The sequence below is a fragment of the Sorangium sp. KYC3313 genome, assembly GCF_052075895.1.
Taxonomy (GTDB): Bacteria; Myxococcota_A; Polyangia; order Polyangiales; family Polyangiaceae; genus Sorangium; species Sorangium cellulosum_B.
The window spans coordinates 4,981,397-5,007,144 of sequence record NZ_CP197255.1; the positions used below are offsets into that span (position 1 = coordinate 4,981,397).

The window sequence follows — 25,748 nt, forward strand, 5'->3', positions numbered from 1 at the left end:
TCCCTCCGCTCGACGCCGAGGTGCGCCTTCTGCGCGGCCAAGTGCGGCTTCTGCGCGGCGAAGTGCGGCTTCTGCACGCGTACCACGTCCAGGTCGAGCGCGTGGGGAGCGCGCAGGTCCACCTCGTCGCCCACCAAAATTCATCGTGGGCAGGCGTACGCGATGCTCGCCGGTGCTCGCGTGAAACCGCCGCCGCTCGACGGTCCTTCAGGGCGGAGGAGCGTCCGAGGCGCGAGCGGGGCTCCGCGAGCTCGGCACTCCCGGTGCGTCAACGCGAGCCTCACGGCGTGTTGAGGTGAGTCTCGGGGCGTAATGACGCGAACCTCAAGGCATATCGAGGCTCGCCTCGAGGCATATTGACGCGGGCCTCACGGCGCGTTGACGCGGTGTTTCTTCGGCTCGGGACGCTGGCGGGTGTGTGCCGCCGCAGGCGCGTGGGCCGGCCTGAGCGGAGATGAACGCCGTCCCGGTCGTCTCCGCGCGGTTGCAGCGCTGAACCAGCGTTTCATCCATGCAAGGGAAATCTGGCATGAACCCCGTGTTCACGCGGTGACTCGTTCAGTGAGCGGTCGGCATGGCCGTTGCTAGGTGGGTCGTGTGCCCTTCGCTGCGGTGGTTGCCGCAAGCGGCCTTTGTGTTGAGTCTTTTTTTTGCGGCGAGCTCCCTATGAAAGAGGTCCGCAGCGACCAGCGCCGGCAAGCGAACGAGACGCCGATCCCCAAGAGCGGTGTCATGCGCGCGGTGCCCCGAAGCGTGGCGCCGCCGAGCGCACCGTCCACAGAGGGGCTGCTTGTCGGGCCGAACGGAGCTTCGTTCGAGGTGCGTCCTTCCGATCCGCTCCTCGGCAACATCGACATCGACGCCGTGGTGGCGGGGGTCCCCGAGTCCTACGCGATGAAGGGGATGTTCTTCAACGCGCTGGCGGCGACGCTCGGGGAGCGTTTCGCGCAGGTGGTGTCGACGTTGTCGAGCCCGCCGAGGGGTGGGCTCTACCTGCCGTTCTCGGACTACCCGACGCGTGACTTCTTGCGCCTCTACGACGCGGCTGCGCGGCTCTCGCACCCGAACCGGAGCTCGCGGGAGGGCTATCGTCGCCTCGCGCGGCAGCAGGTCGGGGCCTTCAAGGAAAGCGCCCTCGGCCGGATCACGATGCACCTCGCGACCGACCCGGGCGCCGCGCTGATGCGCTACACGGGCAGCCTGGGCGCGCTCGTGAAGGGGCCGCTGGCCAGGGCGCGGCAGCTGGGGCCGTCGGAGGTGCAGATCGACATCAGCAGCCACCGCGGTACGCTGGAGTACCCGCTGGGGAACTTCGAGGCGCTCGTCATGGGGTACGGCGCCAAGCCGACCATCTCGGTTGAGGTGCGAGGGGCGGAGACGCTCCAGTTCCTGGTGAGCTGGTAGCCCGCAAGCTGGTCGCCCGCGCCGGCAGGAGGGGCCACGCGGCGGGGCCATGGCGATCCCCGTTTCGACAAGAGTTGAGCGAGGGTCGCTGTCGATGGATCGAGGTCGCCTCCCGAGAAGGTGAATGCTCGGCTGGATGAAAGCCGCATTCGCGCCGGGCAGGGGAATATCGAGCTGCTGCGCTAGATGGCGCTCGAACTCTTATCGAGCGCGATCGCCAAGCGAGCATGGGGCACTGCAGGCACGGGTGGATGCTCCTTGGGCGTGGCGAGCCCTCCGAAAGCGCCGTAGCTCCCCACAGGCACACAGGTGCAACATTCCTCTGGGGCTACAGTTTCGCCACGGCCTCGCCAGCGTCGCTCCGAGCAGCCTTGCGCTCGCGCCCTCGCCTTGCGAGCGTCGGAGCCGGGCCGCAGAGCCCGTCCCGAGGACCACGCCAATGACGACCCATGAGATGGTGCTCTTCGTTTACGACAACCTCATGAAGGGCGAGGAGCAGCACGAATGGCTCGCGGCGGCTCGCCCGCTCGGGGAGGCGACCACGACCCCCGAGTACGCGCTCGTCGATCTGGGCACGACCGGCGCTCTCGTCCAGGGCGGGCTCGTCGCCGTGACCGGCGAGCTCTACGCCATCGCGCCGGCCGCGCTCGCCGCGCTCGACGTCCACCGGGGACACCCGATCTTGCACCGGCGAGCCCCCATCCGCCTCGCTGGCGGGCGGGAAGCCCAGGCATACCTCCTCTCGATGGAGCAGGCGGCCGGGTGCCGGCGCGTCCGCGAGGGCGACTGGCGGAAGCGCCGCGGCGCGCCCGGCGCCGTTCGGGCCCGGGACAACAGCCCGCTCGTGAGCTGGGCGAAGCGCCGCTTCGACCCGCCCCGATGAGAGCCACACCCGCGAGCCCCCGCCCGCTCGAGCGTTCTGCTCGACCGGTACATCACCCCATGCGCTCGAGCGGCGCCTCCCCCGGCAGGTGCTAGGCCAAGGCTTCGAGGGACGCGTGACGACGATCTCGGCGAACGACCAGCTCTCCGCAGCGAACGGAGAGCTCGCTCCCGCGGCCCAGCTGGCGGAGGCGGTCGTCGAGGCGTGCGCTGCGCTCGCCGGGAAGCTCGACCCGCGGGAGATCCACAGCACCATCGTCCAGCAGGCGGCCCGGCTGCTCGGCGCCGACATCGCGTTCCTCCACGGGGCGCGCTCGCCGACCGAGCGGGCGCTCCATGTCCGCCTGCTCGCCTCTTCCGGCCTGCCCGGCGCGCTCGCCGGCGCGCTCGACGATCTCACGAGCACCCCGTCCCTCGTCCTGCGCGCCGCAGAGAGCTGCCGCATCGAGCACACCGCGGCGGATGCGGCGGTCATCGAGCGCCTCTCCGACGTCCGCGCCATCGACGCCTGCCTGAGGCCGTGCTGGGTGCTGGCCGCCCCCCTGCTCGGCGCCGGGCGGCCGCTGGGCGTCCTCACGTGCGCCTTCGGCGAACGCAGCCCGCCCCCGCACGAGCTCATCCCGCGCGTCCAGGCGCTCGGCGCCCTCTTCGCCCTCGCGCTCGGGTCCGCCGAGCGCGAGGGCGAAGAGGGCGCCGAGCTCGACCACCGCGGGCTCGACGACGCCGGCGGCGCGAGCTCGCCGGCGCAGCTGTGCGCCGAGGCGCTCCTCCGGGACGCCCAGGCCGCGCGCCGGGAGGCAGAGGACCGGCTCGCGGCGGAGCAGCAGTGGCTGCGCAGCATCATCGAGGACTTTCCCGTTGCCATCGCCGTCTTCGATGAGCGCGGAAGGCGCTCGCTCGTCGCGAGCCGCCGCTGCGAGCAGCTCTGCGCCGGCCCGCACCCCCTCATGACGTCGGCGTCCGGCGTGCGTGCACGCCTGTGCGAGCTGACTGGACGGCCGCTCCCGCACCACGAGATGCCCCTCGTCCGCGCGGCGCGCGGCCAGGGGACGATCTGCGCCGAGCTGCATCTCCAGAGGCCCGACGGGACCAACATCCCCGTCGTGGTGAGCGCGGGCCCCATCCGCGACGACCAGGGGGTGATCCTGGGCGCCATCGCCAGCTACGAAGACATCACCCATTTCATGGAGCGCGAGCGGCTCCGCGAGGAATGGCTCTCCATCGTGGCGCACGATCTCAAGCAGCCGCTCACCGCGATCGCCGCGTGCGCGGGCATGCTGTCGCGCCGATCCGGAGACGCCGGAATCCAGGCGTGGAGCGGGAAGATCCTTGCCAGCGTCCAGCGCCTCGAGCGGATGACCGAGGACCTGCTCGACGCCTCCAAGCTCGAGGCGCGGCGCTTCTCCCTCGATCGGCGGCCGACCGATCTGCGCGCCCTCCTCCACGCCGCCGTCGAGCTCGCAGCTGCGGAGCGGCCGGAGCGCGCCGTCGTGCTCACCGCCGGCGAGGACGTGCCGCCCGTCCACGCGGACGCGGTGCGCATGGACCAGGTGCTCGGAAACCTCCTTCTCAACGCCGCCAAGTATGGCGACCCCGACGCGCCGATCCGCGTGACGCTCTCTCTCCGCGACGCCGAGCTCGAGGTCGCCATCGAGAACCGCGGGCCCGGGATCTCCCCGGACGAGCTGCCGAGGCTGTTCCAGCGCTTCCAGCGGCTCTCGTCGGATCCCTCCAGGAGCCGCCCGCCCGGCACGGGCCTCGGGCTCTACATCTGCAAGGGCATCGTCGAGGCGCACGGAGGCAGGATCTGGGCGCAGAGCGAGCCGGACGAGACGACGTCCTTCCACTTCACGCTCCCGCTCTCGCGCGGCGGCTGACCCCGCGGGACACCGCGGCGTGCGTCGCGGCGGAGGCGCGAGATCCACCGTGACGACGTCGCCCGCTCAGCCGTTCTTGACGCGCGCCACGATGGCGTCGGTGAGCGCCTTCGTGTCCGCCTTGCCGCCGAGATCGCGGGTGCGGACCCCGTCCACGTTCAGCGCCCCGTCGATGCCGGCGCGCAGGCGGCCGGCGAGCTCCTGGTGGCCCACGTGGTCGAGCATCATCGCGGCGGCGAGCATGAGCGCGATCGGGTTCGCCACGCCCTTGCCGGCGATGTCCGGCGCCGAGCCGTGCACCGCCTCGAAGATCGCGGCGTGCTGGCCGATGTTCGCCCCCGGCGCCATGCCGAGGCCGCCGACGAGGCCCGCGATCTCGTCCGAGAGGATGTCCCCGAAGAGGTTCGTCGTGACGATGACGTCGAACTGCCACGGGTTCAGGACGAGCTGCATCGCGCACGCGTCCACGATCCGCTCGTCGGTCGCCACGCGGCCCTCGTAGCCCTTGCTCACCTCGCGCGACGTCTCCAGGAAGATGCCCGTGAGCGCCTTCATGATGTTCGCCTTGTGGACGATGGTGACCTTCTTGCGGCCGTGCTTCTCTGCGTAGTCGTAGGCGAACTCGGCGATGCGGCGCGAGCCGACCCGGGTGTTCACGCCGGAGCCGATCGCCACCGCCTGCTCGTCGCTGCCGATCGGGATGTAGTGCTCGAAGCCCACGTAGAGACCCTCGAGGTTCTCCCGCACGAGCACGATGTCGATGTTCTCGTAGCGACCCCCCGGGATCAGCGTCTTCGCGGGGCGCACGTTGGCGAAGAGCTTGAACTCCTGCCGCAGGCGCACGTTGGACGAGCGGTACCCGCCGCCGATCGGCGTCTCGAGCGGCCCCTTGAGCGCGAGCTGCGTGCGGTGGATGCTGTCGAGCGTGGCCCGCGGCAGCGGGTCGCCCGCGTCCTTGACGCCGGCCATGCCGGCCACGCACGTCTCCCATTCAAAAGGCGCGCCGAGCGCGTCGAGCGCGCGCAGCGTCGCGTCCACGATCTCGGGGCCGATGCCGTCGCCGGGGATGAGGGTCGCAGGGTGCTTCTGTGAGGTCACGGGCTGTCTCTCGATCTCGGGGTGAATCGTCGCGTCGACGAGGAAAGGCGGACGCATAGCCGAGGTGCGCGCCGCGATCCACCTCGCCGGGGACGGCGCTGCGCGCCGCCCGCCCGCAAGTCCCTTGAGGATCCCCGCCCCCGCCGCCATCATGACCCGGGTCCCATGATTTGCCCGCGCTGCCACCGCGCGTACACCGATCGCTCGTACGGCTTCTGCCCCGACGACGGCGCGCGCCTCGTCCAGTCGCTGTCGGCCGCGCCGCCGCCGGCGCAGCCGACGCGGCAGTTCGGCGCCATCCTCGAGGATCGCTATGTGATCCAGGGCTTCATCGGCGCCGGCGGCATGTCGCGCGTGTACCTCGCGGCGGACAGCCGCACGAAGGAGCAGGTCGCGATCAAGATCCTGAACCGCAGCTTCGCCGCCGATCGGGCCCAGCGCGAGCGGTTCCTCCGCGAGCTCGAGGTGGCGGCCGAGCTCGGGCATCCCAACATCGTCCGGGTCCTCGACGCGGGCGAGCGCAAGGACGGGTCCCCGTTCATCGTGCTCGAGCTGCTCACCGGCGAGTCGCTCGGCGTCCTGCTCCGCCGCGAGGTGGCCGTGAGCGAGGCCGCCGCGCTTCCGCTGATACGGCAGGCGGCGTCGGCGCTCGCTTCGGCGCACGCGGCCGGCGTTATCCACCGCGACGTGAAGCCGGACAACCTGTTCCTCGTCCGCTCCGCGGGCGGCCCGCGCGTGCTCAAGATGATGGATTTCGGCTTCGCGAAGCTGAAGACGGGCCCCACCACCGCCGCCGGTCTCGTGCTGGGCACGGTCCCCTACATGGCCCCGGAGCAGGCCCTCGCCGATCCCATCGACGGCCGCACCGACGTTTATGCCCTCGGCGTCACCATGTTCCGCATGCTCGCCGGCCAGCTGCCGTTCTCGTCGCCAGACGACGTGGTGGTCGTCGCCCAGCACGCCTGTACCCCGGCCCCCCGGCTCAGCTCGATCCGGCCCGGCATCGATCGGCGGCTCGAGGCGCTGGTCGCCACCGCGCTCCGCAAGGCCCCCGGGAACCGCTACGACTCGATGCGATCGCTCCTGGAGGACGTCGAGCGCATCCTCGGTGTCCGCCCGGGCGAGCCGATCGGCGCCCCGCTCAGGACGACCCCGGACGTCTACGAGCCGGTGAACCGCGCTGCCCGGGAGGCGCTCAAGTTCCTGCGGCGCCAGCTGCCCTGAGGCGGCAAGCAGCCTTGAGCCGGCAGGCAGCCTTGAGCCGGCAGGCAGCCGCTCGCCCGGCGCGGCGGCTGGGCTCGCCGGACCGTGGAGCTGCGCTGGTCACCGCGCGCCGAGGTCCTCGATACGGTAGCCGTCCGGGTACGTGCGGCTCCTCCGCTGGGTGATCAGGCGCGGCGAGCGCCGGCGCGGCATGGCCCGCAAGAGCGGGCCGCGCGCGCGGAGCGCCGCCTGCACGAGGCCGCGCAGCCCGGGCGGAGGCCGCGGCAGCCCGACGGCGTCGAGCATGCGATCATCGAGCATCGCGTGGAGGACCGGCGCCCCGAGCGGCCATAACGCCCTCGGCAGCGCCCAGCCCAGCACGAGGTCCCGCGTCGCGACGGCGAGCTTCCGGTTGTCCTCCGAGAACCGCAGGTGCTCCGCCTCGTAATCGAGGTTGAACCGCTCGAACGCCTCGTAGCTCGGCGGGATATCCTTGATATTCATCAGCGTCCCGACCTGCTTCCAGTAATGGTAGGCCGCGAGCTTCTCCTTTTCGAGCAGCGCGCGCCAGGCGAAGCGCTCGTTCCAGCGGATGGGCTCGAAGATGAACGTCGACAGCGTGTACAGGTACTCGTCGTTCGGGATGGCGTAACGCCCGTGCTGCCGGTTCATTCGCCGCAGCGCCGCCCGGCCGCGCTCGCTGTCGTATCCGTTCTCCAGCATCTCGGAGAGGATGAGGACGGTGTCGTCGTAGCGCTTCTGGGTGCGCTGAAGGAACTCCCCTGTCTGCACCAGGAGAGGTGTGCCCTTGGCGATCCCGAAGACACGGAACAGCGCGAGCTCGAGGGCGCGCTGCGTGTCCCACGGGAAATCATAGCACGTCGAGAGAAATGCGATCTCCTGATGATCCTTGACCGGATCCAGGTTTTCTTCGATATGGTCGCGGATCGCATAGCGCGATCGCGATTCGGGAGGGGCCCAGCGCATGGAAGATCTCCTGATGTGTATCCGCCCGATGACGCGTCCATTTCTATCATGTCTCGCGCATCCTGGCGGAAACATCGCTGAACAGATGAAGACGTCGATCGTGGCGAGCGCGGCGACACGAGGTGATGTGCGGTCCGCCGTGGCGCGCCGTGATGATGAGCTGTGATGCGGCGGCGGGCCCGCGCCGGGCGAGCCGGCTGGCCAGGCTCCGCGCGGGGAGGCCGGGGAGCGCGGCGCCGGGGCGCTCGCTCAGCTCGGTCTCGCGCTCGGCTCTCGGGCCCGCTTTCGCACGCGCGGGCGCGTGCGCGGCCTGCGCGAAGGTGGCACGCTAGCGCCGTGCCGCCTGTCATCGACGACATGATCCAGGAGCTCCTTACACGCCATCGGCCGACCGGTCGGGTGGACCTCAACGACATCGCCGAAGTCGTCGACCGCCGGGCGCTCTCGTACGAGGAGGTCGAGTACATCATCGACCGGCTCGAGTCCGAGGGCCTCCGCGTCGCCGAGCCGCTCGATCGGGGCGATGTCGAGGTGCTCCGCGCCGTCCTCGCGAGCGCGAGGCGGCTCGCGACCGAGCTCGGGCGCACACCCACGATCGGCGAGATCGCGCTGACCTCGGGCCACGCCCCGCACACGGTGCGCCGGGCGCTGGAACAAGCGGGGCGTGCCAAGGCTTGTTGAAGAAGAGGAGGCGCGCTGGCCGCGCAGGACGCAGCGCGGCAAACCACGGTGACGCGCGGGCACGACGAGGTGCGCGAGAGGTGGCGACCCGGGGCAAGAAACGCAGAAGCGGAACGACGCCAAACAAAACGAAAGCGCTGCGCCGTTGAGTGCAGACCAGAGCTCTACATCAGTGTTACGATGGAGATGGAGGGGTGCTCTGTAGCCGTAGTCGAGTGTTTCATCTACGCATCAGGGAAGGAAGGCTGAACCCGATGAACATCACGATCACGTTCCGCCATATGGTGGGTACCGACGCCGTGAAGAATTACGCTCATGAGAAGGTGGCCAAGCTCCAGAAGTTCCTTAGGCAGGCGATGACGGCGCAGGTCACCCTCTCCGTCGAGGGTCTGACGCACGTCGCCGACGTTCGCCTCTCCTCCGGCAGTCTAGCCTTCCATGCGACCGAGCGGGGTGAGGACATGTACGCGTCGATCGACACGGTCCACGACAAGCTCGAGCGGCAGATCCGGGATGGGAAGGGTCACACCATGGCGCGGAAGCGCGGCGGCACGAGCGCCGGCGAGTACGCCGTCGAGGTGGAGCGCGAAGCGGTGGCCGCGACGGGACGCACCCGATCGTGAGCCGCCGCGCGCGTCGCCGAGGCGCGACGCGCGAGCCGGAGCGAGGGCCGCCGCGCCCGCCGGCGCGGCGCGCTCCCATCCTCTGAGCCGCCGCTCGCGGGCGAGGCGGCGCGCTCCCTCCGCGTGAGCCGCCGCGCTCGCCGCGGCGGCGAAGGGCGCTCGTCTCCTTCAGCTCACCCCTGCGCACGCCCAACCGCCCGGGGGCCTGCCTGGAGCGGCGCGGCGGCCGCCCAGCGATCGCGGCGCGAAGAACGCGAAGAACGCTCCCTCCGGGGCCGCTCGCCGCGATAGCGTCCTTGAGTCGCGTGCCCGAAGTCCCCGGGGTACGATGGCCACATCGGCTCGCTTGGCCCTGGCCGAGCGCCGCGCCGACCGTGCCACGTGCGCCGTTCCAGAGCCATCTCACCTCGCCCGAGCGCCGAAATCAGCATGCAAGTCCGCGACATCTTGACCGCGCACCAGGTATCCGTCGCCAGCGAGCAGGAGGGGGTCGTCCGCTCCAAGGCGGACGCGCTCCGCCGGCTCGCCGCCCTGCTCGCGGCAGGGCAGCCGGGGGTCAAGGCCGATGACATCGCGCGGGTGCTCGGCGAGCGCGAGCGCCTGCAGTCCACCGGCGTCGGGAGCGGCGTGGCCATCCCCCACGGCGCGATGGAGGGCGTCGATCGGCTGATCGGCGCGGTCCTGATCTGCCCGAAGCCGATCGACTTCGACGCGATCGACGGGGCGCCGGTGTCCATCCTCGTCGCCGTGATCGGGCCGAAGCGCGCCACGGGCGAGCACCTCAAGACGCTGGCGCGCATCTCCCGCCTGCTGCGGGACGAGACGTTCCGGCGGCGGCTGCTCGGCGCCTCGACCGGGCGCGCGGCGTTCGAGCTCATCGCCGCCGAGGAAGGGAGGTCGGTGTCATGAGCGGCCCGCGCAGCGGCGGACAGGAAGGGGAAGGGGGCGGCCGGATGCCCCCCTCGACCCGCGGAGGCCGGGCGGACCGCCCCGCCATCGCGGTGCGGAGCCTGATGGCCGACGAGGGGCTCGGCATCGACCTCACGCTCATCGCCGGCGCCGCGGGCCTCGACCGGCCCATCATGAACACCCGCATCCAGAAGTCCGGGCTCGCGCTCGTCGGCCACTTCCACGGCATCGTCCCGACGCGGGTGCAGATCCTCGGGCAGACCGAGCTCTCGTTCCTCCACAAGCTCTCCCGCGAGGACCGGCTCCTGTCGCTGCGCGGCTTCTTCGATCTCGGCCTGTGCTGCGTCATCCTCACGCAGGGCGACCAGCCGTTCGAGGCGAACGGCTCCGGCATCGGGTTCGTCCCTGTGCCGGAGCTCGCGCAGTGCGCCGAGGAGAGCGGGACGCCGCTCCTCGTCTCGGCGGTGCGGTCGAGCGCCACGATCACCGCGCTGCACGCGCTGCTCGACGATCGCCTGGCGCCGCGCCTGCGGCTGCACGGCGTGCTCGTCGACGTCTTCGGCGTGGGCCTCCTTCTCATGGGGTCGAGCGCGATCGGCAAGAGCGAGTGCGCGCTCGACCTCGTGATGCGCGGCCACCGGCTCGTGGCCGACGACGCCGTGGAGTGCGATTACCGCCCTCCCGGCATGGTCTTCGGGGCCCCGGCGGAGCTCCTCCGGTACCACCTCGAGGTGCGCGGCCTCGGCATCCTCAACGTGAAGGACCTCTTCGGCGTCACGTCGATCCGCGAGCGCAAGCGGATCGACGTCGTGGTGAAGCTTGTCGAGTGGTCGAAGGACACCGAGTACGATCGCCTCGGGCTGGACGAGCGGTACCACACCATCCTCGGCGTGAAGATCCGGGAGCTCGTCATCCCGGTGCGCCCGGGCCGCGACATGGCGTCGATCCTCGAGGTCGCCGCCCGCAACGAGCTCCTGAAGAACGCCGGGTTCCACGCGGCCCGCGAGTTCTTCGGCAACGTCGAGGGCGAGCTGCTCCGCGAGCGCTCGCCGGAGGAGTCGTCGATCCCGCCGCAGGCGAGGCTCGCCGAGGAAGGCGCCTCGCGGAGCGCCGCGCCGCCCGGACCGCCCCGGTCGCAGCCGCCCGGCCGCGGCGTGGACGCGCCGGACCCCCCGAGCAGCGCCTTCCGGCCGCCCGTGGATCGGGGCAGGCCGCCCCCTGATCGCCCGAGCTCCGGGTTCAGCCCCACGGAGTCGTCCGTGAGCCTGCCGCGGCCGAGGAGGCGAGTGTGAGCAACGGAGGCGATCAGCAGCAGCACGGCCTGCACGGGCCCGACGGCGCGCCGGGGCGCGTCGTCGTCGTCACGGGCCTCTCCGGCGCGGGCAAGTCGACGGCGCTCCACGCCCTGGAGGACCTCGGCTTCTTCTGCGTGGACAACCTGCCCACGTCGCTCGTGCAGCCGGCCGTCGAGGCGTGCGAGTCGGGCGGGATCACCCGGATCGGGCTCGGCATCGACGTCCGGGTGGGCTCCTTCCTGGCGGGCGCCACGGCGGCGCTCGACGCGATACGGACCGGACGGGACGTGGTGATCCTCTTCCTCGACGCCTCGGACGAGACGCTGCTCCGGCGCTTCAGCGAGACGCGGCGCCCGCACCCGCTGACGACCGGGGGCAGCGGCGTCATCGCGATGCTCGACGGCGTCCTCCTGGAGCGCGAGCGGCTCGCGTCGCTGCGGGCCAGGGCGACCATCGAGCTCGACACGACCCGGCTGTCGACGCACGACCTGCGCCGCGTCGTCATCGAGCGGCTTCGCCCCGCGAAGGTCGAGGTGCCCCGGATGTCCACCCGGTTCGTCTCGTTCGGTTACAAGTACGGCATCCCGCTCGACGCCGATCTGCTCTTCGACGTCCGCTTCCTCGACAACCCGTATTTCGTCCACGGCCTCCGCGAGCTCACGGGGAACGACGAGCCCGTGCGGGAGTACATCCTGAAGAACCCGGACGCCCTCGAGTTCATCTCCAGGACAGAGCAGCTCCTCTCGTTCTGCATGCCGCGCTACGCCAGCGAAGGAAAGAGCTACCTCACCGTCGGCATCGGGTGCACCGGCGGCCGGCACCGCTCCGTCGTGCTCACCAACGCGCTCAGCGACAGCTTGCGGCGGAAGACGGGGCTCCCCATCACGGTCGTGCACCGGGACGTCGCGCGGATGAGCACGAGTGGTGTACCCTCGGGGGTGGGAGAGGGCATGGCCGGGGCGCCCGGCGTGGATCTCCGGCTGGCGCAGCCGGGAGCGACCCCGTCGGAGCCTCGCCCGGCGTCGGACACGAGCGTGACGGGGGGCGAGCGGTGACGACCGAGGCGGTAACGAGGCGGTTCACCATCATCAATGTGCGCGGTCTCCACGCGCGCGCCGCGACGAAGCTCGTGCAGCTCGCGGGGCGTTACGACTGCGAGATCGCGCTGACCGGGCCGGACGGGCAGTCGGCCAACGCGAAGAGCGTGATGGGCGTGCTCCTGCTCTGCGGGTCGATGGGCACCCAGATCGAGGTGAGCGCGACGGGCGATCAGGCCACCGACGCCGTCTCCGCCATCGGCGAGCTGATCGCCTCGCGCTTCGGAGAGCACGAGTGACGCGCGGCCCGAGCGCGCTCTCGTCGGACGCCCCGGACGAGCATCCCGCCCCCTCGGACGCCGGCCGGAGCGGCTCGGCGGCGCCCGGCGTCCGGGGCGACTCGATGCCGCCCGGCGCCCGGACGGAGACGCTGCGGGGCATCGCCGGGTCCCCCGGGGTCGCGATCGGCGCGGCCGTCGTGATGGGCGGGCACCGGACCAACCACCCGCGCCGCCGCGTCGGCTCCAGCGAGATCGCGGTGGAGCTCGAGCGCTTCGAGGCCGCGGTCGAGCGCGCGCAGGACGAGCTGCGCGACATGGCGAAGCGCATCGGCGATCACCGCGCCGAGGCGTCGATCCTCGAAGCCTACCTGCTGATGCTCGGCGACGAGGCGCTCGCCGACGCCGTGAAGGGCCAGGTGACCGAGGAGCGCCGCTGCGCCGAGTGGGCGGTGGCGACCGCGTGCGAGGCGATCGCCGGCCGCTTCGCCGCGCTGGACGACCCGTACCTGCGCGAGCGCAGCCACGACGTCCTGTTCGTCGGCGAGCGCCTCCTGCGCGCGTTCAGCCTCCCGCCCCAGGAGCCGCCGTCCTCGCGCGACACCTCGCCGCTCTCCACGCGCAGCCTGATCGAGCTGCAGAACTCGATCGCCATGCCGGCGACGTTGGGCGCGGGGCTCCCGCGCTTCTCCGGGCCGACGATCCTCATCGCGCACGACCTGTCGCCGGCCGACACAGCGGCGATGGTCGACGAGCCGGTCGTCGGCTTCGTCACCGAGGTCGGCACCCGCACGAGCCACACCTCCATCATGGCGCGCGCGCTGGAGATCCCGGCCGTGGTCGGCGTCAGCGACGTCCTGCAGCGCGTGATCACGGGCGACATCGTGGTGATCGACGGGCTGCGCGGCACGGTCGTCGTTCGCCCCGGCCCGGCCGAGCTCGCGGACGCGCGCGCCCGCGCCGAGCGCTACGTCGCGCTCGGCAAGGAGCTCTCGGAGTCCAGGCACCGGGCCGCCCAGTCGAAGGACGGCGTCAAGGTGTCGCTCCGGGCGAACGTCGAGCTCCCGGCCGAGGCGATCCTCGCGCGCGACCAGGGCGCCGACGGCATCGGCCTCTACCGGACCGAGTTCCTCTACATCGACCGCACGTCCCCGCCCTCGGAGGACCAGCAGTTCGAGATCTTCCGCGCCGTCGTCGAGGCGCTCCGCCCGAAGCCGGTCACGCTGCGCACGTTCGACATCGGCGGCGACAAGTTCGTCTCCACGTTCCAGGTGCCGCCCGAGATGAACCCGATGCTCGGCCTCCGCGCGGTCCGGCTCGCGCTCTCGCGCCCCGACGTCTTCCTCGAGCACCTCCGCGCCATGGTGCGCGCCTCCGCCTACGGCGACGTGCGGATCATGATCCCCATGGTCGCGGGCCTCGGCGAGCTCCGGCAGGTGCGCGCGCTGCTGCACCGCGCGCAGGAGCAGGTGCGCGCCCGCGGCCAGGCGTGCGCCGACGAGATCCCGCTCGGCGTGATGATCGAGGTGCCCTCGGCGGCGATCATGGTCGACCATTTCGCGCGCGAGGCCGCGTTCCTGAGCCTCGGGACGAACGATCTCATCCAGTACGCGCTCGCGGTCGACCGGACCAGCCGCTCGCTCGCCTACCTGGCCTCGCCGTTCGACCCGTCGATCCTGCGGCTGATCACGAAGGTGATCCAGGCAGGCCAGGATTCCGGCAGGCCGGTCTCCCTCTGCGGCGCGATGGCGAGCGATCCGCTCGCCGCCCTGCTGCTGCTCGGCCTCGGCCTCCGCGACTTCTCGATGGAGGCGGCGGCGATCCCGGAGATCAAGGAGACGCTCCGGCGCATCACGGTCGCCGAGGCCGAGGCGGTCGCGGCGGAGGCGCTCGCCTGCGCGACGGCGGAGGAGGTCGAGTGCTGCGTCGCCGCCGCGTTCGCGCCGGACCTCTACGACCTGCTCACGGGAGAGCGCGCCACGCGGTGAGCGGCGCGCTCGGTGCGGTGGATCCTGCGCTGCCGGCCGCGTCCGGCGTGGCGCGCGCGCTGGCCGCCTGCGCGGTGGCGCTCGGCCTGTGCGCGGCGGGCTGCGAGGAGGAGGCGCCGCCGACGCGGCTCGTCGGGCAGGTGCACCTGACGCTGCTCCACACGTCGGACATCCACTCGCGGCTCTTCCCGTACAACCTGCAGCTCGGCCAGGTGGACGCGGGGCTCGGCCTCGGCGCGGCGGCCTCGATCGCGAACGTCGGCGGCGCCGCGCGCATGTCCCATCTCCTCGGGCGCGAGCGCGCCCGGTCGTCGCGCGCGCTTCACCTCGACGGCGGCGACTGCTTCCAGGGGGCGCCGATCTTCAATTTCTACTCGGGAGAGGCGGAGATCCGCGCCCTCGGCGCCATGGGCGTCGACGCCATGATCGTCGCCAACCACGAGTTCGACCGCGGCGCGCTGAACCTCGGCATCCAGCTCCAGCAGAACGCCGGCTTCCCCGTCCTCGCGGCGAACTACCAGCTCGAGGACCCCGCGCAGCCCGGCGCCTCTCCGCTGGGCGCCATCCTGCAGCCGTTCACGGTCTTCGACCTCGAGGGCCTCAAGGTCGGCGTCGTCGGGATGGGCAACCTCTCCAGCCTGACGTCGATCTTCGAGGCGCCGAACCGGCTCGGCGTCACCCCGCTGAACACGACCGAGGTCGCCCAGTTCTACGTCGACCTGCTCCGCCCCACGGTGGATGTCATCGTCTTCGTGACCCACCTCGGCCTCGACGGCGACGAGCGGATGATCGAGACCACGACGGGCATCGACGTCGTGCTCGGCGGGCACAACCACATCGTCCTCCAGCCGCCGAAGCGCGTCCGCGACTGCTCGCGGTACTACGACGAGGAGGAGCAGCGCCACTACATCCTCCTGAACGACGAGCGCTCGCCCGGGGAGGGCGCGAAGCGCCGGCGTTACTGCACGCCGCGCGACGTGCTGCTCGCGCACTCCGGCGCGTTCGCGAAGTTCGTCGGGCGGCTCGACCTCGTGCTGTCCAGGGACGCCTCCGAGCTCGGGGGCGGCTACGACCCGCTGAACGGCTTCGAGGTGCTCTCGGACCGGTACGAGCTCTTCCCGGTGACCGAGGACGTGCCCGCCGATCCGATCGTCGCCTCGGCGCTCGAGCCGTACGCGCAGGGGCTCGACGCGCTCGCGAACCTCGATCTCCTGGTCGGCTACGCGCCGGGCGGCTCCCGCCGCGCCTCGGCGAGCGGCGGCGACTCGCCGCTGGGCAACCTCATCGCCGGGGCGATGTGGCTGCGCCTCGGCATCCAGACCGATTTCGCGCTCACGAACACGACGGGCATCCGCGCCGACCTCGTGCCCGGCCCGGTGACGGTCGAGCAGATGTTCAACGTCTTCCCGTTCGACAACTCGATCTCGAAGATGCAGCTCTCCGGGCTCGAGGTGCAGGAGCTCTTCGACTTCGTGGCGCGCCGATCGAGCGGCCGCGGGTGCGCCTCGCAGGCGCAGATCGCGGGCGCGCGCGTCGTCATCGACTGCGCCGCGCGCTCGGCCGACGGCGCCGCGCCCGGCGTCGCGACCCACGTGTACATCGGCGCGCGCCAGCCGGCGATCGCGTGCCCGGACGGCGACGCCGGCTGTCCGGGCGGCGAGGAGGGCAGCTGCGACGTCGAGGCGAGGCGCTGCTGGCAGCCGATCGATCCGATCGCGACCTACGAGCTCGCGACGTCGAGCTACCTCGCCCAGGGCGGGAGCGGGTTCCGCGTGCTCCAGCGCAACACGACGCAGCTCGACACCCAGGTGCAGCAGCGCGACGCGCTGATCGACGCCATCCGCGCGGGCAGCCCGTGCGGCGCGGACGAGCGCGGCGAGCTCGCGTCGTGCCGGCGGGACGCCGATTGCGCGGGCGTGGGCGAGGGCTTCGTCTGCGCGTGCCCCGAGTCGGTGGTCGAGGGGCGGGCGTGCAAGACCGGCGAGGCGCCGTGCTCCCGGGGCGCGTGTGTGCTCGCGCGCTGCCGCGATGACGTCGCCGCCTACCAGCGCGACGTGTGCGCCGAGGCGCCGACCGACTGGGTGCGGGAGCAGTGCGAGAGCGCGCTCGCCCCGTGCAGCGCCGCGGGCGAGCAGTGCAAGCACCTCGCGTGCGTCGACCGGCGGCTCGGCAACTTCTCCGACGGCCGCTTGCGGATGGTGGGCCAGTGACGCCGCGGGCGAGGCTCCGGGCGGCGCTCGCGGCCGTCGCGCTCGCCGGGTGCGGCAGCGACGGCGGGCCGCCCCGGGGCGTCTCGAGCTTCTGGGTCCAGGTCGTGCAGGTGAACGGGGAAGCGCCCCCCTCCGCCGAGGCGCCGCTGCCGGCCAGCCGCGGCGACGCGGTGGACTCCTGGTCATTCAGGATCGAGGCGCGCGACGCTGCCGGCCGCCGGACGCCCTTCGACGGCATGGTCAGGCTGAGCGTCGATCCTGGGGCGGTGCTGGACGTCGAGGCGGACGACGAGGGCATCGCGGTCGGCCGCAACATCCGCCTGCGGGACGGCGTCGCCGAGGGGATCGCCCGCGTGACGGCCGTCTACGGGCCCGTCCGGCTGTGGGTCGAGGACCTCGGCTACCGGCCCGCGCCCCGGGGCGGCCGCCCCGCGTGCGCCAACGGCGTCAACGACGACGCGCCGGGCGACGTGCTCGTCGATTTCCCCGCCGATCCCGGGTGTGCCTTCCCGGACGACGACACCGAGGAGGGCGGCTCCTTCAGCGCCGGCGTCTCGAAGCCGGTCGCCTACGCCTTGCCGCGCATCGCCGACGTGCAGGGCGGCGGCTCGGCGACGCCCTACCCGTCCGAAGCGATGCGGATCGACACCGCGGCTCCCCAGCAGGTCGTCGTCACGCGTGTCTCGAGCGACGGCTTCTACGTCACCGATCTGGCCGGCCAGGGCAGCGGCTTCAACCACCTCTTCGCGTACAATTTCAACACACCTGCCAACCTGCGTGTCTGCGATCGGCTCGAGTACCTCGCGGGCACCGTCGACGAGTTCTTCGGCCTCACCCAGCTCTCGTTCCCTTCGTACGAGATCGCGCGCGCGCAGGAAGGAGCGGAGTGCCTGGTCCCGGAGCCGACGTTGCTCGACGGGCCGACGATCGCCGGCGCCTTGGCCATGGAGCGCCTCGAGAGCGGGCTCGTGCGCGTCGAAGGGTTCCACATCGCCGAGCGCTTCGGGCCGAGGCCCGCGAGGGACAACGTCTTCGCCGCGGAGCAGTCGAGCTGCGATCTGAACGGCGACGGGCAGGTCGATTTCGAGAGCCAGGCCGAGAGGAGCTGCGCGAACGCGTGCTCGGACGACCCCGAGTGCAGCGAGTGGACGAGCTACTCCGCGCGCGGCAACTACAAGATCACGGATGGGTCGAGCATGGTCCAGATCCAGACGGGCGCGGTGAGCGCCTTCGATCCGGGGTCGCACCGGGGCGAGGTGATCGACGCGGTGACTGGCACGCTCCGGAACTTCTCGGGCGGCTCGTTGAACTGGACCATCGAGGCCCGCTGTCCGGACGACCTCGTCTGCGGCGCGCCCGGCTGCGCGCCCGCCACGAAGCCCTCGAAGGAGGCCTGTGTCCGGGCGCGCAGCCTCGACGACGACGACGCGGAGACCAACTAGATACCTCCTCGCCTCCGCCGCGGCCGCGCCGCGCCCGCCGGTTCACCCAGGCCCAGGAAAGCCACCGCCCGCCATGCACCGAAGCGCGTCCCTCGCCCCTGCTGCCTCCGCGGCCTTGCTGTTCACGCTCGCGCGGCCCGCGCTGGGCCAGCAGCAGCCGCCGCCCGCGCCCGCTGTCCCCACCCTCCCGCGGATCGAGCCCTACGTGCCGCAAGAGGCCGAGGAGCCGCCCGCCCGCGCGGGGGACGCGATGGACACGCGCCTCACGTGGACGCTCGGCGACGACGACCTGCTCCACGACACGGGTCAGGCGCAGCCGCTCTCGCCCAACCTCGGCGTCGGCGACCGGAAGCAATACCGGCTCTTCTACGACAACCTCAACTCCCGCTTCAGCGGGCGCGAGAACCTGACGCACCTCGCGCTCTACAAGAGGATGCCGGGGTTCATCGAGCGGCTGGACACCGAGGCTTCGCTCGTCCTGCGCATCGACCTCGCCGCGCTGTCGAGGAACAACAACAACGTCAATCAGGCGTTTTACGACGCCGGAACGTTCATTCGCGCCTTCTATCACATAGGCGGCGGAGCAGAGGGGAAGACCGGCGTCGGTGTCACGCTCTGGCCCATCGACACGGACCGGTTTCGCCTCGGCTATCTCTACGAGATCTCGTGGGGCGGGACGAACGCCTCTGCCAACCAGTCCATCTTCCCGCGCATCATCGGAGCCGCGCCCGGCGCGAAGGTCCAGCTCGATGCCGACCGGTTCAGCGTGTACGCGGGGTTCAAGATCGCGAGCCTCACCCAGGTCCAGGAGGTGCTCACCCCCGGCACGAGCGAGACCCGGGAGATCCCGATCGCTCAGACCAACTACGGCTTTCTCCTTGGCGGGGAAGCCGATCTCCACCCCCACGTTCACGTCGACCTCGGCGCCGGCTACTTCCAGCAGGGCCGCTTCGACTGGCCCGACGTCGCCGGCGACCCGGTCTACACCTACGGCGCCTCGGCCCGGATCGTCGCGCACGCCAGGGACGAGCCCATCCCGCAGTCGGTCGACTTCGTCCTCTATCGCAACGATCCCGACAAGCCGCAGATCCTCTTCAAGCCCGAGACGTACGCGCCGGGCAAGACGACATGGGCGGTGAGCCTCGAGGCGACGAACCTCTTCCAGAATCTCAAGGACTTCGAGTCTGCCGGCGCCACCACCCACCAGCCGGCACGCGCCGGCGCCCTCCAGGCGGTCGTCAAGTCCGGGGTTGCGCGCGCGAGCGTCACGGGCGTCTACCGCGACCTGCCGTTCGTGCTGCGCAACCAGCCGAGCTTCATCCCCTTCCAGACGATCCCGAAGACCGCCCAGACCTCGACGGCCGACGAGCTGTTCTTCGCGCTCGCGGCCGATTACCACCTCGCGTCCGCGCGGCTCACGCCCGGCCTCGGCGTGGGCGTGCAGTTCCCCGCCGCGTTCAGGACGATGTCCATCGACGCCATGAGCGCGGTGATCGCGCGCACGGCCGTCGTCCGAGAGCAGGGCAATGTGTCGATCCTCCCCTTCAACGCCTCCGCCACCCCGATCTTCCAGGCCCGCGCGAGCCTCAAGTGGGATGTCAGCGAGATCCTCTCCGCGGTGGCGTGGGCTCAATATGTGCGTGACAACAACGGCACCTTCATGGAGCGCGATCCCTCCGAGGGCACCGTGGCCCTCCGCACCTTCGTGAACCCCGACTTCTTCGGCCTCGGCACGAGCTTCCAGGCCCGCTTCTGATCCGGCGCCCGCGCCGCGCGCTCGCAGCGCCTGCCCGCGCTCATCGCGGCTGGAAGTCCTTGAACGCCGCCACAGCCCGCGGCGACGTGCTCACGGTCTCCACGATGCGGAAGCCGCCGCGCAGGTAGAAGCCCTCGAAGTGCAGCACGCTCTCGCCCTCGGCGGGCTCGATCTCCCAGTAGCGCGAGCGGTCCTTGGACGTGCCGAGCACCGCGATCCGCCGCCATCCCGCCGGGATCATCCCCGTCCACTCGGGGCCGCGCTTCTCCGACAGCTCGAAGTCGTCGCGGCTGTGCTTCACCCGGAAGCTCGCGTCCGGCCCCGAGCCGATGCGCGCGTCGAGCGTGGCGCCGGGCGGCCCCTTCGCCATCTGGTCCTGGCGCCGCGGGCCCCGCTTGCTCACGCGGTAGCCCGCCACCGAGTGCGGATCGAGGTAGTAGGTGCCCCCTTCCTTGCTCGCGCGCAGCCGCCCCGCGTAGATCGCCTGGCGCACCGCGCTCTCCGAGATGCCGAGCTGGTGCGCGGCGTCCGGCACCGTCATCGTGAAGCGCGTCCGCGGCGTGACGACCGCCGAATCGGGCGGCAGCCGCTTCCGCGCCACGCAGTCGAGCATCACGTGGAAGGCCGGGTCGCGGTACACGTCCGCGGTCGCGACGCTCCGGCCGGCGACGGCGGTCCTGTCCAGCAACGGGTTCTCCGGGCCGAGCACGAGATCGAGCAGCTCTGCATCGGACACCGACGGATCCCTGGCCGCCGCCAGGACCCGGGACAGAAAGGCGCCCAGCTCGCCCGCCGGCGTCGGGAACTCGACCGTCTCGCCGGACAGCAGCGTGTATTGCGTCTTCATCTCGCCTCTTCGCAGCTCGCAGCTCGTCGTGTGCGCTCGCCCACGCCGCGCGCCGCACACGTGCCCGGGCCCACGCGAGCCCGATCCGTCCAGGAGGCGGACGAAGTCCCACGCACGCGCCGGAGGCGCGCGCAGGCGGATCTCACCCCGGGGACGCCGCGCCGGCGGAGCCCGCCTCGATGGACGGGCCCGCCCGCGCGTCGCCCGCGTCGGGCACGCGTTCAGCGCCGCAGCTACGTATTACTGTAAGCCCGTTCAGGTTGTCCCGTCTAGTGCCTTCGCACGCCGCTAGGACAAATACCGTCCGCTTCCAGAACGGTCGCACGTTCACAACCATTCGAAATCAAACGTTAATTCTGTATGATCAGAACGCGGCGCGACCACGAAAAAATCGTCGAGGGTCGCGGACAGGACGCGGATCGCCGCGCTACGCCCGCCTCACGCCGTTGCCGCGCCCGGGTTGCCGGAGGGATTTGTTCAGTGGTTAGGCCCCACCTTTTGTTCAGGTATCGGGCCGCTGTCGCGTCTCGGCGAGGGCCTCGATCGTGTCGCGATCGTGGTCCCGGATGCAGTCGACGCCGTTGCGCTCGAACTGGATGGCGGCGGCCAGCGCGGTCCGGCTGCGCTCGCGGTCGATGGCCCACGCGGCGTGCCGCACCAGCAGGGCGAGCTGCAGGGCCCGGCCCAGGGTGATCGCGACCCGGCGGGCGCCCGCCTCGAGGCCGGGGCGATCGGCGGCGGCCATCTCCTTGATCCAGGCGCGGGCGTGGGACACCGCGCGCGACGCGGACGTCTCGGCCTCGGCGAGCTTCGGCTCGACCACGCCGGTCAGGAGGCGCGCCACCTCGGCCGCGAGGATGTCGAGCGAGCCGTCCTTCAGGATCACCCGCAGCGCGTCGAGGGCGAGCACGTTCGTCGTGCCCTCCCAGATCGTGAGGACCTGCGCGTCCCGGAGCAGGCGCGGCAGCCCCGTGTCCTCGACGTAGCCGGCCCCGCCGAACGCCTCGAGCACCTCGCTCAGCACCGACACCGCCTGCTTGGCGGTCGTGAGCTTCGCGAGCGGGATGATCAGCCGCAGCAGCTTCGCCTCCGAGTCGGTGAGCGAGCCCGTCTCCTCGCGCCCGAGCAGCTCGATCGCGCGGAAGGTCAGGTGGAAGGCGCCCTCGAACTCGGCCTGGAGCTCGGCGAGCGTGTCCATGTGCAGCGGCTTCTCCGCCAGCGTCGTGCCGAACTGGACTCGGTTCTGGGCGTACGAGCGCGCCAGCGCGAGCCCCCGGCGCATCCCGGCGATGGCGCCGATCGCGTTCCAGGTGCGCGTCACGTTGAGCATCGGCGCGATCGCCCGGACGCCGTTCGACAGGCCCGCCACCGGCGTGGCGAGGACGCCGTCGAGCGTGAGCTCGGCGGTCGGCACCTTGCGGGTGCCGAGCTTGTCCTTCAGCCGGTTGATCAGCACGCCCTCGCGGCGCCCCGCCTCGCCCGCGAGCTCCACGTAGAAGAGCGCGAGCCCGCGGCTGCCCTCCGGGTTGCCCTCGGGGCGCGCGAGCGTGAGCGCCATCTCCGACGTGGTGGCCGAGGCGAACCACTTCGTCCCGTGGAGCCGGTAGGCCCCGTCGGGGCCGAGGCGCGCCGCCGTCTCGCTCCGCCCCACGTCCGAGCCGCCGGTGCGCTCGGTCATCCACTGGCCCGAGGTCCACGCGGCGGCGGGGTCGCGGCTTGTGAGCCGGGGCACCGCGCGGTCGATGAGCGCGCGGTTGTCGCTCGCGAGGAGCGCCCGCGCGGCGCCGTCGGTCATCGCGAGCGGGCACGTGTACACGTCGCTCGACGCGTCGAAGAGGTACGCCAGCGCGAACTGATGGACGCGCGAGAACGCGCCGTGCGCCCGCTCGTAGGCCGTCGCGACGACCCCCCGCTCGCACGCGATCCGGGCCGCCTCCTTCCAGAGCTCGGTCACCTCGACGTGGTCGACGCGCCTTCCCCAGGCGTCCCACGACGTGAGCTTCGGCTCGTTCGCGCGATCGGCGAGCTGCAGCTGGTACAGGCGGCCGCCGGCGAGCTCGCCCATCTCCCGCAGAGAAGGCGTTATCGACGCGACCACCTCGCGCGGCAGGGCCCGCGCGAGATAGGACCGCAGCACGCGGTCGTCGTCGTACTGGTTCCCGAGTGTGGGGGGGTCTTGATAGAAAGCCACCGGCCGACTCCTAGGTTGGTGCGCCGCAACCCGAACCGTGCGACGCCCGCGCGCCGATCACGTTCCGCGCGCCCCTCCGTGCACGCGCGGCGACTCGCAGCCTCGATAGAGCTCGAAGCTACTGAACCCGTCCCACCCGGTTCAACAGGAAGCCGGAGGCTGCGTCGCGCCAGCGCAGCGAACGGTGAACCTCTGCTGGTAATTTCGCCGCGCCCCCCGGTTTTTGTGCGCTGTTCGGGTGCTGTGTCGCACGGAAAGAAGCGTAAGTCGCTGAATGTGCAGTTCTTGACTTCTCCGATGTACCAATGCATATGGCTGGCGGTGAAGCTCTCGAACAAGGGTCGCTACGGTGTGCGCGCATTGTTCGATATCGCATTCCACAACGACGGGCGGCCGACCCAGATCCGCGAGATCTCCGAGCGCGAGCTCATCCCCGCGCGCTTCCTGGAGCAGATCTTCCAGGACCTGAAGAAGGCCGGGCTCATCAGCTCGAAGCGGGGGCCGCGCGGCGGCTACCACCTCGCGCGGCCCGCGAGCGAGATCAGCCTGGGCGACGTCGTCCGCGCCCTGGAGGGGCCGGTCGCCGTGCTCGCGCCGGATGACGACGGCAGGCCGGAGAGCTCGCCGCTCGACCCGCCCACGGCCGTGTTCCACGATCTGGCGCTCGCGATCGAGCGCTGCTTTGACTCGGTGTCGATCGCCGACGTCTGCGAGCGCGGCGTCGAGCTCGGCGTGCGCCGCAAGGGGCGGCCGGAGCGCTCGACCTACGTGATCTGAGCCGACACCATGAGCAGCCCCGAACGATCCGCACAATCCACCGGCGCCCCCCGCACACCCGCGGAGGGCGCAGCGCAGCTCCCGCCGCTCCCGTCGCACCCGCTCGTCGTCGACAGCCTCCTCGACCTCGTGGGCGACACGCCGCTCTTCGAGATCTGCCGCGTCGACGCGGCGACGCCCCGGGGGCGCGTCTTCGGGAAGGCCGAGCAGCAGAACCCGGGCGGCTCGCTGAAGGACCGGATCTGCCTGGCGATGATCGAGGGCGCCGAGGCGCGCGGGCTGCTCGGCGCGGGCGGCGTGGTCATCGAGCCCACGTCGGGGAACACCGGGATCGGGCTCGCGATCGTGTGCGCGGCGAAGGGGTACCGTTGCATCCTGACGATGCCGGCGAGCATGAGCCTGGAGCGGCGCCAGCTGCTCGAGGCCTACGGCGCGGAGGTCGTCCTGACCGAGCCCGAGCTGCAGATGGAGGGGGCCATCGCCCGGGCGCGCGAGCTCGCGGCGGACATCCCGGGGGCGCTCATCCTCAGCCAGTTCGACAACCCCGACAACCCGCGCGTCCACGCGGAGACGACCGCGCGGGAGATCCTGCACGCGATGGCCGGCCTCGACGCGCCGGGGCGGCCCGGTCCCCGGCAGTCGCTGACGATCGACGCGTTCGTCGCCGGCGTGGGGACGGGCGGGTCGGTGAGCGGCGTCGGGCGGGTGCTCAAGCGGATGCGCGCGGCGACGCGCGTCATCGCGGTCGAGCCCGAGTCGTGCGCGACGATCTCGCGCGGCGAGCGCGGGCCCACCAAGATCCAGGGGCTCGCCGCCGGGTTCGTCCCCGCGAACTACGATCCGGGCGTGGTGGACGAGGTGCGGACGGTCAGCGATCGCGCCGCGTACGAGGCGAAGGCGGCGCTGGCCCGGCAGGAGGGGCTGCTCGTCGGCATCAGCGCTGGCGCGGCGGTGCGCGTCGCGCTCGACGTCGCCCGCGAGCTCGGCCCCGACGCCAACGTCGTGACCGTCCTCTGCGACACCGGCGAGCGCTACTTCAGCCTGGACGAGTATTTCCGATGAGCGGCGGCGGCGAGGCGATCCGCGGGTGCGTCCTCCTCGTCGGGGCGGGGGGGATCGCCGCGCCCGCCGCGCTCGCGCTCGCCGCCGCCGGGGTGCGGGAGCTCCGGGTCGCGGACGACGACCAGGTCGAGCTGACGAACCTGCATCGTCAGATCCTGTTCGACGACGACGACGTCGGGCGGCCGAAGCTCGATGCGTTCGCGGAGGCGCTGCGCCGCCGCTTCCCCGGGCTCCGCATCGACCGCCGTTACGGCCGCTTCACGCCGAGCGCGGCGGCGGGGCTGATGCCGGGCGTCTCCGTGGTGGTCGACGCGACCGACAACTTCGCGTCGCGGTTCCTGATCGCCGACGTGTGCCGCCTCACGAGGACGCCGGTGGTCCATGCCGCCGCGATCCGCTGGCGCGCGACGGTGATGGCGGTCGCGGGGGAGGGGGCGCCCTGCTACCGTTGTCTGTTCGAGGACCTGCCGACCGGCGACGCGCCGGATTGCGCCACGGCCGGGGTGGCTGGCCCGGTGTGCGGCGTGGCCGGCGCGATCGCGGCGGATCGCGCGCTGGCGATCCTCGCGGGCGACGCGTCGATCTTCGGCCGGATCGCGACGTTCGACGGCCGCACGGACACGCTCCGCAGCGTCCCTGTCTCCGCGCGGCCCGCCTGCGACCTGTGCGGATCGCGCGCCGCGATCGCGACGATCGACGCGTCCCGCTACGTCGTCGCGTGCGCGGCCGAGAGCGGATCCTCGATCCCTGTTGAAGGGGACCGCGAGAGCGGATCCCCGACCCACGTTGAAGGGGACCGCGAGAGCGGATCCCCGACCCACGTTGAAGGGGACCGCGAGAGCGGATCCCCGACCCACGTTGAAACTGAAAACGACCGCGAGAGCGGATCCTCGACCCACCTCAAGACTGGAGAGCAAGACCATGGCTGACACCGCGACCGTCCGCATCCCGACCCCGCTCCGCACGCTCACCGGAGGGCAGGACGAGGTCAAAGCCGCCGGCGGCACCGTCGGCGAGCTGATCGAGAACCTCGAGAAGAGCTACCCCGGCATCCGCGACCGACTCCTCGACGAGAAGGGCGTGCGGCGCTTCGTGAACATCTTCGTGGGCGACGAGGACATCCGCTTCCTCGACGGGCTGAAGACGCCCGTGAAGGGCGGTGACCAGGTGGCGATCGTGCCCGCGATCGCCGGGGGCTGAG

The 25,748-nt window shown here is 71.7% G+C and carries 23 protein-coding genes; 19 read left to right on the forward strand and 4 right to left on the reverse strand.

Going from position 1 to position 25,748, the window contains the following annotated elements; all coding sequences use genetic code 11:
* Window positions 1–819: 819 nt before the first annotated feature.
* From ACSRUE_RS19510 to ACSRUE_RS19520, 3 genes are all read left to right on the forward strand, one after another.
* A complete protein-coding gene (locus tag ACSRUE_RS19510; RefSeq protein WP_441292294.1) occupies window positions 820–1,404 on the forward strand; it encodes a DUF2378 family protein in 585 nt (194 codons plus the stop codon).
* Window positions 1,405–1,843: 439 nt separating this feature from the next.
* Window positions 1,844–2,287, forward strand: a complete 444-nt coding sequence (locus ACSRUE_RS19515) for a gamma-glutamylcyclotransferase family protein (RefSeq protein ID WP_437765701.1) — start codon at window positions 1,844–1,846, stop codon at window positions 2,285–2,287.
* Window positions 2,288–2,402: 115 nt separating this feature from the next.
* Entirely contained in the window at window positions 2,403–4,163 is a 1,761-nt protein-coding gene (locus ACSRUE_RS19520) for an ATP-binding protein (RefSeq protein WP_441292295.1), read from the forward strand.
* Window positions 4,164–4,229: 66 nt separating this feature from the next.
* On the opposite strand, the gene ACSRUE_RS19525 is transcribed toward ACSRUE_RS19520, so the two are convergent.
* Window positions 4,230–5,261: an isocitrate/isopropylmalate dehydrogenase family protein gene (locus ACSRUE_RS19525; RefSeq protein ID WP_441292296.1), complete on the reverse strand. Its 1,032-nt coding sequence runs from the start codon at window positions 5,259–5,261 to the stop codon at window positions 4,230–4,232.
* Between the two features lie 165 nt (window positions 5,262–5,426).
* On the opposite strand from ACSRUE_RS19525, the gene ACSRUE_RS19530 reads away from it, so the two are divergent.
* Complete coding sequence (locus ACSRUE_RS19530) at window positions 5,427–6,485, forward strand: serine/threonine-protein kinase (protein WP_441292297.1); 1,059 nt, start codon at window positions 5,427–5,429, stop codon at window positions 6,483–6,485.
* Window positions 6,486–6,584: 99 nt separating this feature from the next.
* On the opposite strand, the gene ACSRUE_RS19535 is transcribed toward ACSRUE_RS19530, so the two are convergent.
* Window positions 6,585–7,451, reverse strand: a complete 867-nt coding sequence (locus ACSRUE_RS19535; RefSeq protein WP_441292298.1) for an oxygenase MpaB family protein — start codon at window positions 7,449–7,451, stop codon at window positions 6,585–6,587.
* Here ACSRUE_RS19535 and ACSRUE_RS19540 point away from each other — a divergent pair.
* The 11 genes from ACSRUE_RS19540 to ACSRUE_RS19590 all read left to right on the forward strand — a co-directional run bounded on the left by ACSRUE_RS19540 (window position 7,450) and on the right by ACSRUE_RS19590 (window position 19,670).
* Window positions 7,450–7,617 carry a hypothetical protein gene (locus ACSRUE_RS19540; RefSeq protein ID WP_437765706.1) on the forward strand — a complete coding sequence of 56 codons (168 nt, stop codon included), beginning with the start codon at window positions 7,450–7,452 and terminating at the stop codon, window positions 7,615–7,617. The genes ACSRUE_RS19535 and ACSRUE_RS19540 overlap by 2 nt on opposite strands.
* A 170-nt stretch (window positions 7,618–7,787) precedes the next feature.
* The gene (locus ACSRUE_RS19545; RefSeq protein ID WP_441292299.1) at window positions 7,788–8,132 is read left to right on the forward strand and encodes a sigma-70 domain-containing protein; all 345 of its coding nucleotides are present in this window, start codon (window positions 7,788–7,790) and stop codon (window positions 8,130–8,132) included.
* Window positions 8,133–8,386: 254 nt separating this feature from the next.
* Entirely contained in the window at window positions 8,387–8,755 is a 369-nt protein-coding gene (hpf, locus tag ACSRUE_RS19550; RefSeq protein WP_437765708.1) for a ribosome hibernation-promoting factor, HPF/YfiA family, read from the forward strand.
* Between the two features lie 429 nt (window positions 8,756–9,184).
* Complete coding sequence (locus tag ACSRUE_RS19555) at window positions 9,185–9,664, forward strand: PTS sugar transporter subunit IIA (protein WP_437765709.1); 480 nt, start codon at window positions 9,185–9,187, stop codon at window positions 9,662–9,664.
* On the forward strand, window positions 9,661–10,956 hold the full coding sequence (gene hprK / locus ACSRUE_RS19560; RefSeq protein WP_441292300.1) for an HPr(Ser) kinase/phosphatase: 1,296 nt from the start codon (window positions 9,661–9,663) through the stop codon (window positions 10,954–10,956). The genes ACSRUE_RS19555 and hprK overlap by 4 nt, the downstream gene beginning before the upstream one ends.
* A complete protein-coding gene (rapZ, locus tag ACSRUE_RS19565; RefSeq protein ID WP_441292301.1) occupies window positions 10,953–12,014 on the forward strand; it encodes an RNase adapter RapZ in 1,062 nt (353 codons plus the stop codon). Before hprK ends, rapZ begins: the two co-directional genes overlap by 4 nt.
* Complete coding sequence (locus ACSRUE_RS19570) at window positions 12,011–12,295, forward strand: HPr family phosphocarrier protein (RefSeq protein WP_437765712.1); 285 nt, start codon at window positions 12,011–12,013, stop codon at window positions 12,293–12,295. Before rapZ ends, ACSRUE_RS19570 begins: the two co-directional genes overlap by 4 nt.
* Entirely contained in the window at window positions 12,292–14,262 is a 1,971-nt protein-coding gene (ptsP, locus tag ACSRUE_RS19575; RefSeq protein WP_441292302.1) for a phosphoenolpyruvate--protein phosphotransferase, read from the forward strand. Before ACSRUE_RS19570 ends, ptsP begins: the two co-directional genes overlap by 4 nt.
* A complete protein-coding gene (locus ACSRUE_RS19580) occupies window positions 14,259–16,472 on the forward strand; it encodes a bifunctional metallophosphatase/5'-nucleotidase (protein ID WP_441292303.1) in 2,214 nt (737 codons plus the stop codon). Before ptsP ends, ACSRUE_RS19580 begins: the two co-directional genes overlap by 4 nt.
* A complete protein-coding gene (locus ACSRUE_RS19585) occupies window positions 16,469–17,914 on the forward strand; it encodes a hypothetical protein (protein ID WP_441292304.1) in 1,446 nt (481 codons plus the stop codon). The genes ACSRUE_RS19580 and ACSRUE_RS19585 overlap by 4 nt, the downstream gene beginning before the upstream one ends.
* Before the next feature lie 73 nt (window positions 17,915–17,987).
* Window positions 17,988–19,670, forward strand: coding sequence for a hypothetical protein (locus ACSRUE_RS19590; protein WP_441292305.1), 1,683 nt, complete (start codon window positions 17,988–17,990; stop codon window positions 19,668–19,670).
* A gap of 40 nt (window positions 19,671–19,710) precedes the next feature.
* Here ACSRUE_RS19590 and ACSRUE_RS19595 read toward each other — a convergent pair whose 3' ends face one another.
* Both ACSRUE_RS19595 and ACSRUE_RS19600 read right to left on the reverse strand, forming a co-directional pair.
* Window positions 19,711–20,517, reverse strand: a complete 807-nt coding sequence (locus tag ACSRUE_RS19595; protein WP_437740158.1) for a helix-turn-helix domain-containing protein — start codon at window positions 20,515–20,517, stop codon at window positions 19,711–19,713.
* 502 nt (window positions 20,518–21,019) lie between these two features.
* Complete coding sequence (locus tag ACSRUE_RS19600; protein WP_441292306.1) at window positions 21,020–22,708, reverse strand: acyl-CoA dehydrogenase family protein; 1,689 nt, start codon at window positions 22,706–22,708, stop codon at window positions 21,020–21,022.
* Between the two features lie 297 nt (window positions 22,709–23,005).
* Between ACSRUE_RS19600 and ACSRUE_RS19605 the strand changes: the two genes are divergently transcribed.
* The 4 genes from ACSRUE_RS19605 to ACSRUE_RS19620 are packed head-to-tail and all read left to right on the forward strand — an operon-like array spanning window position 23,006 to window position 25,747.
* Entirely contained in the window at window positions 23,006–23,485 is a 480-nt protein-coding gene (locus ACSRUE_RS19605; protein WP_441292307.1) for an RrF2 family transcriptional regulator, read from the forward strand.
* A 9-nt stretch (window positions 23,486–23,494) separates the two neighbouring features.
* On the forward strand, window positions 23,495–24,547 hold the full coding sequence (gene cysK / locus ACSRUE_RS19610; RefSeq protein WP_441292308.1) for a cysteine synthase A: 1,053 nt from the start codon (window positions 23,495–23,497) through the stop codon (window positions 24,545–24,547).
* The gene (locus tag ACSRUE_RS19615) at window positions 24,544–25,476 is read left to right on the forward strand and encodes a HesA/MoeB/ThiF family protein (RefSeq protein WP_441292309.1); all 933 of its coding nucleotides are present in this window, start codon (window positions 24,544–24,546) and stop codon (window positions 25,474–25,476) included. The genes cysK and ACSRUE_RS19615 overlap by 4 nt, the downstream gene beginning before the upstream one ends.
* Window positions 25,469–25,747: a MoaD/ThiS family protein gene (locus ACSRUE_RS19620; protein WP_012238383.1), complete on the forward strand. Its 279-nt coding sequence runs from the start codon at window positions 25,469–25,471 to the stop codon at window positions 25,745–25,747. Before ACSRUE_RS19615 ends, ACSRUE_RS19620 begins: the two co-directional genes overlap by 8 nt.
* Window position 25,748: the final 1 nt, after the last annotated feature.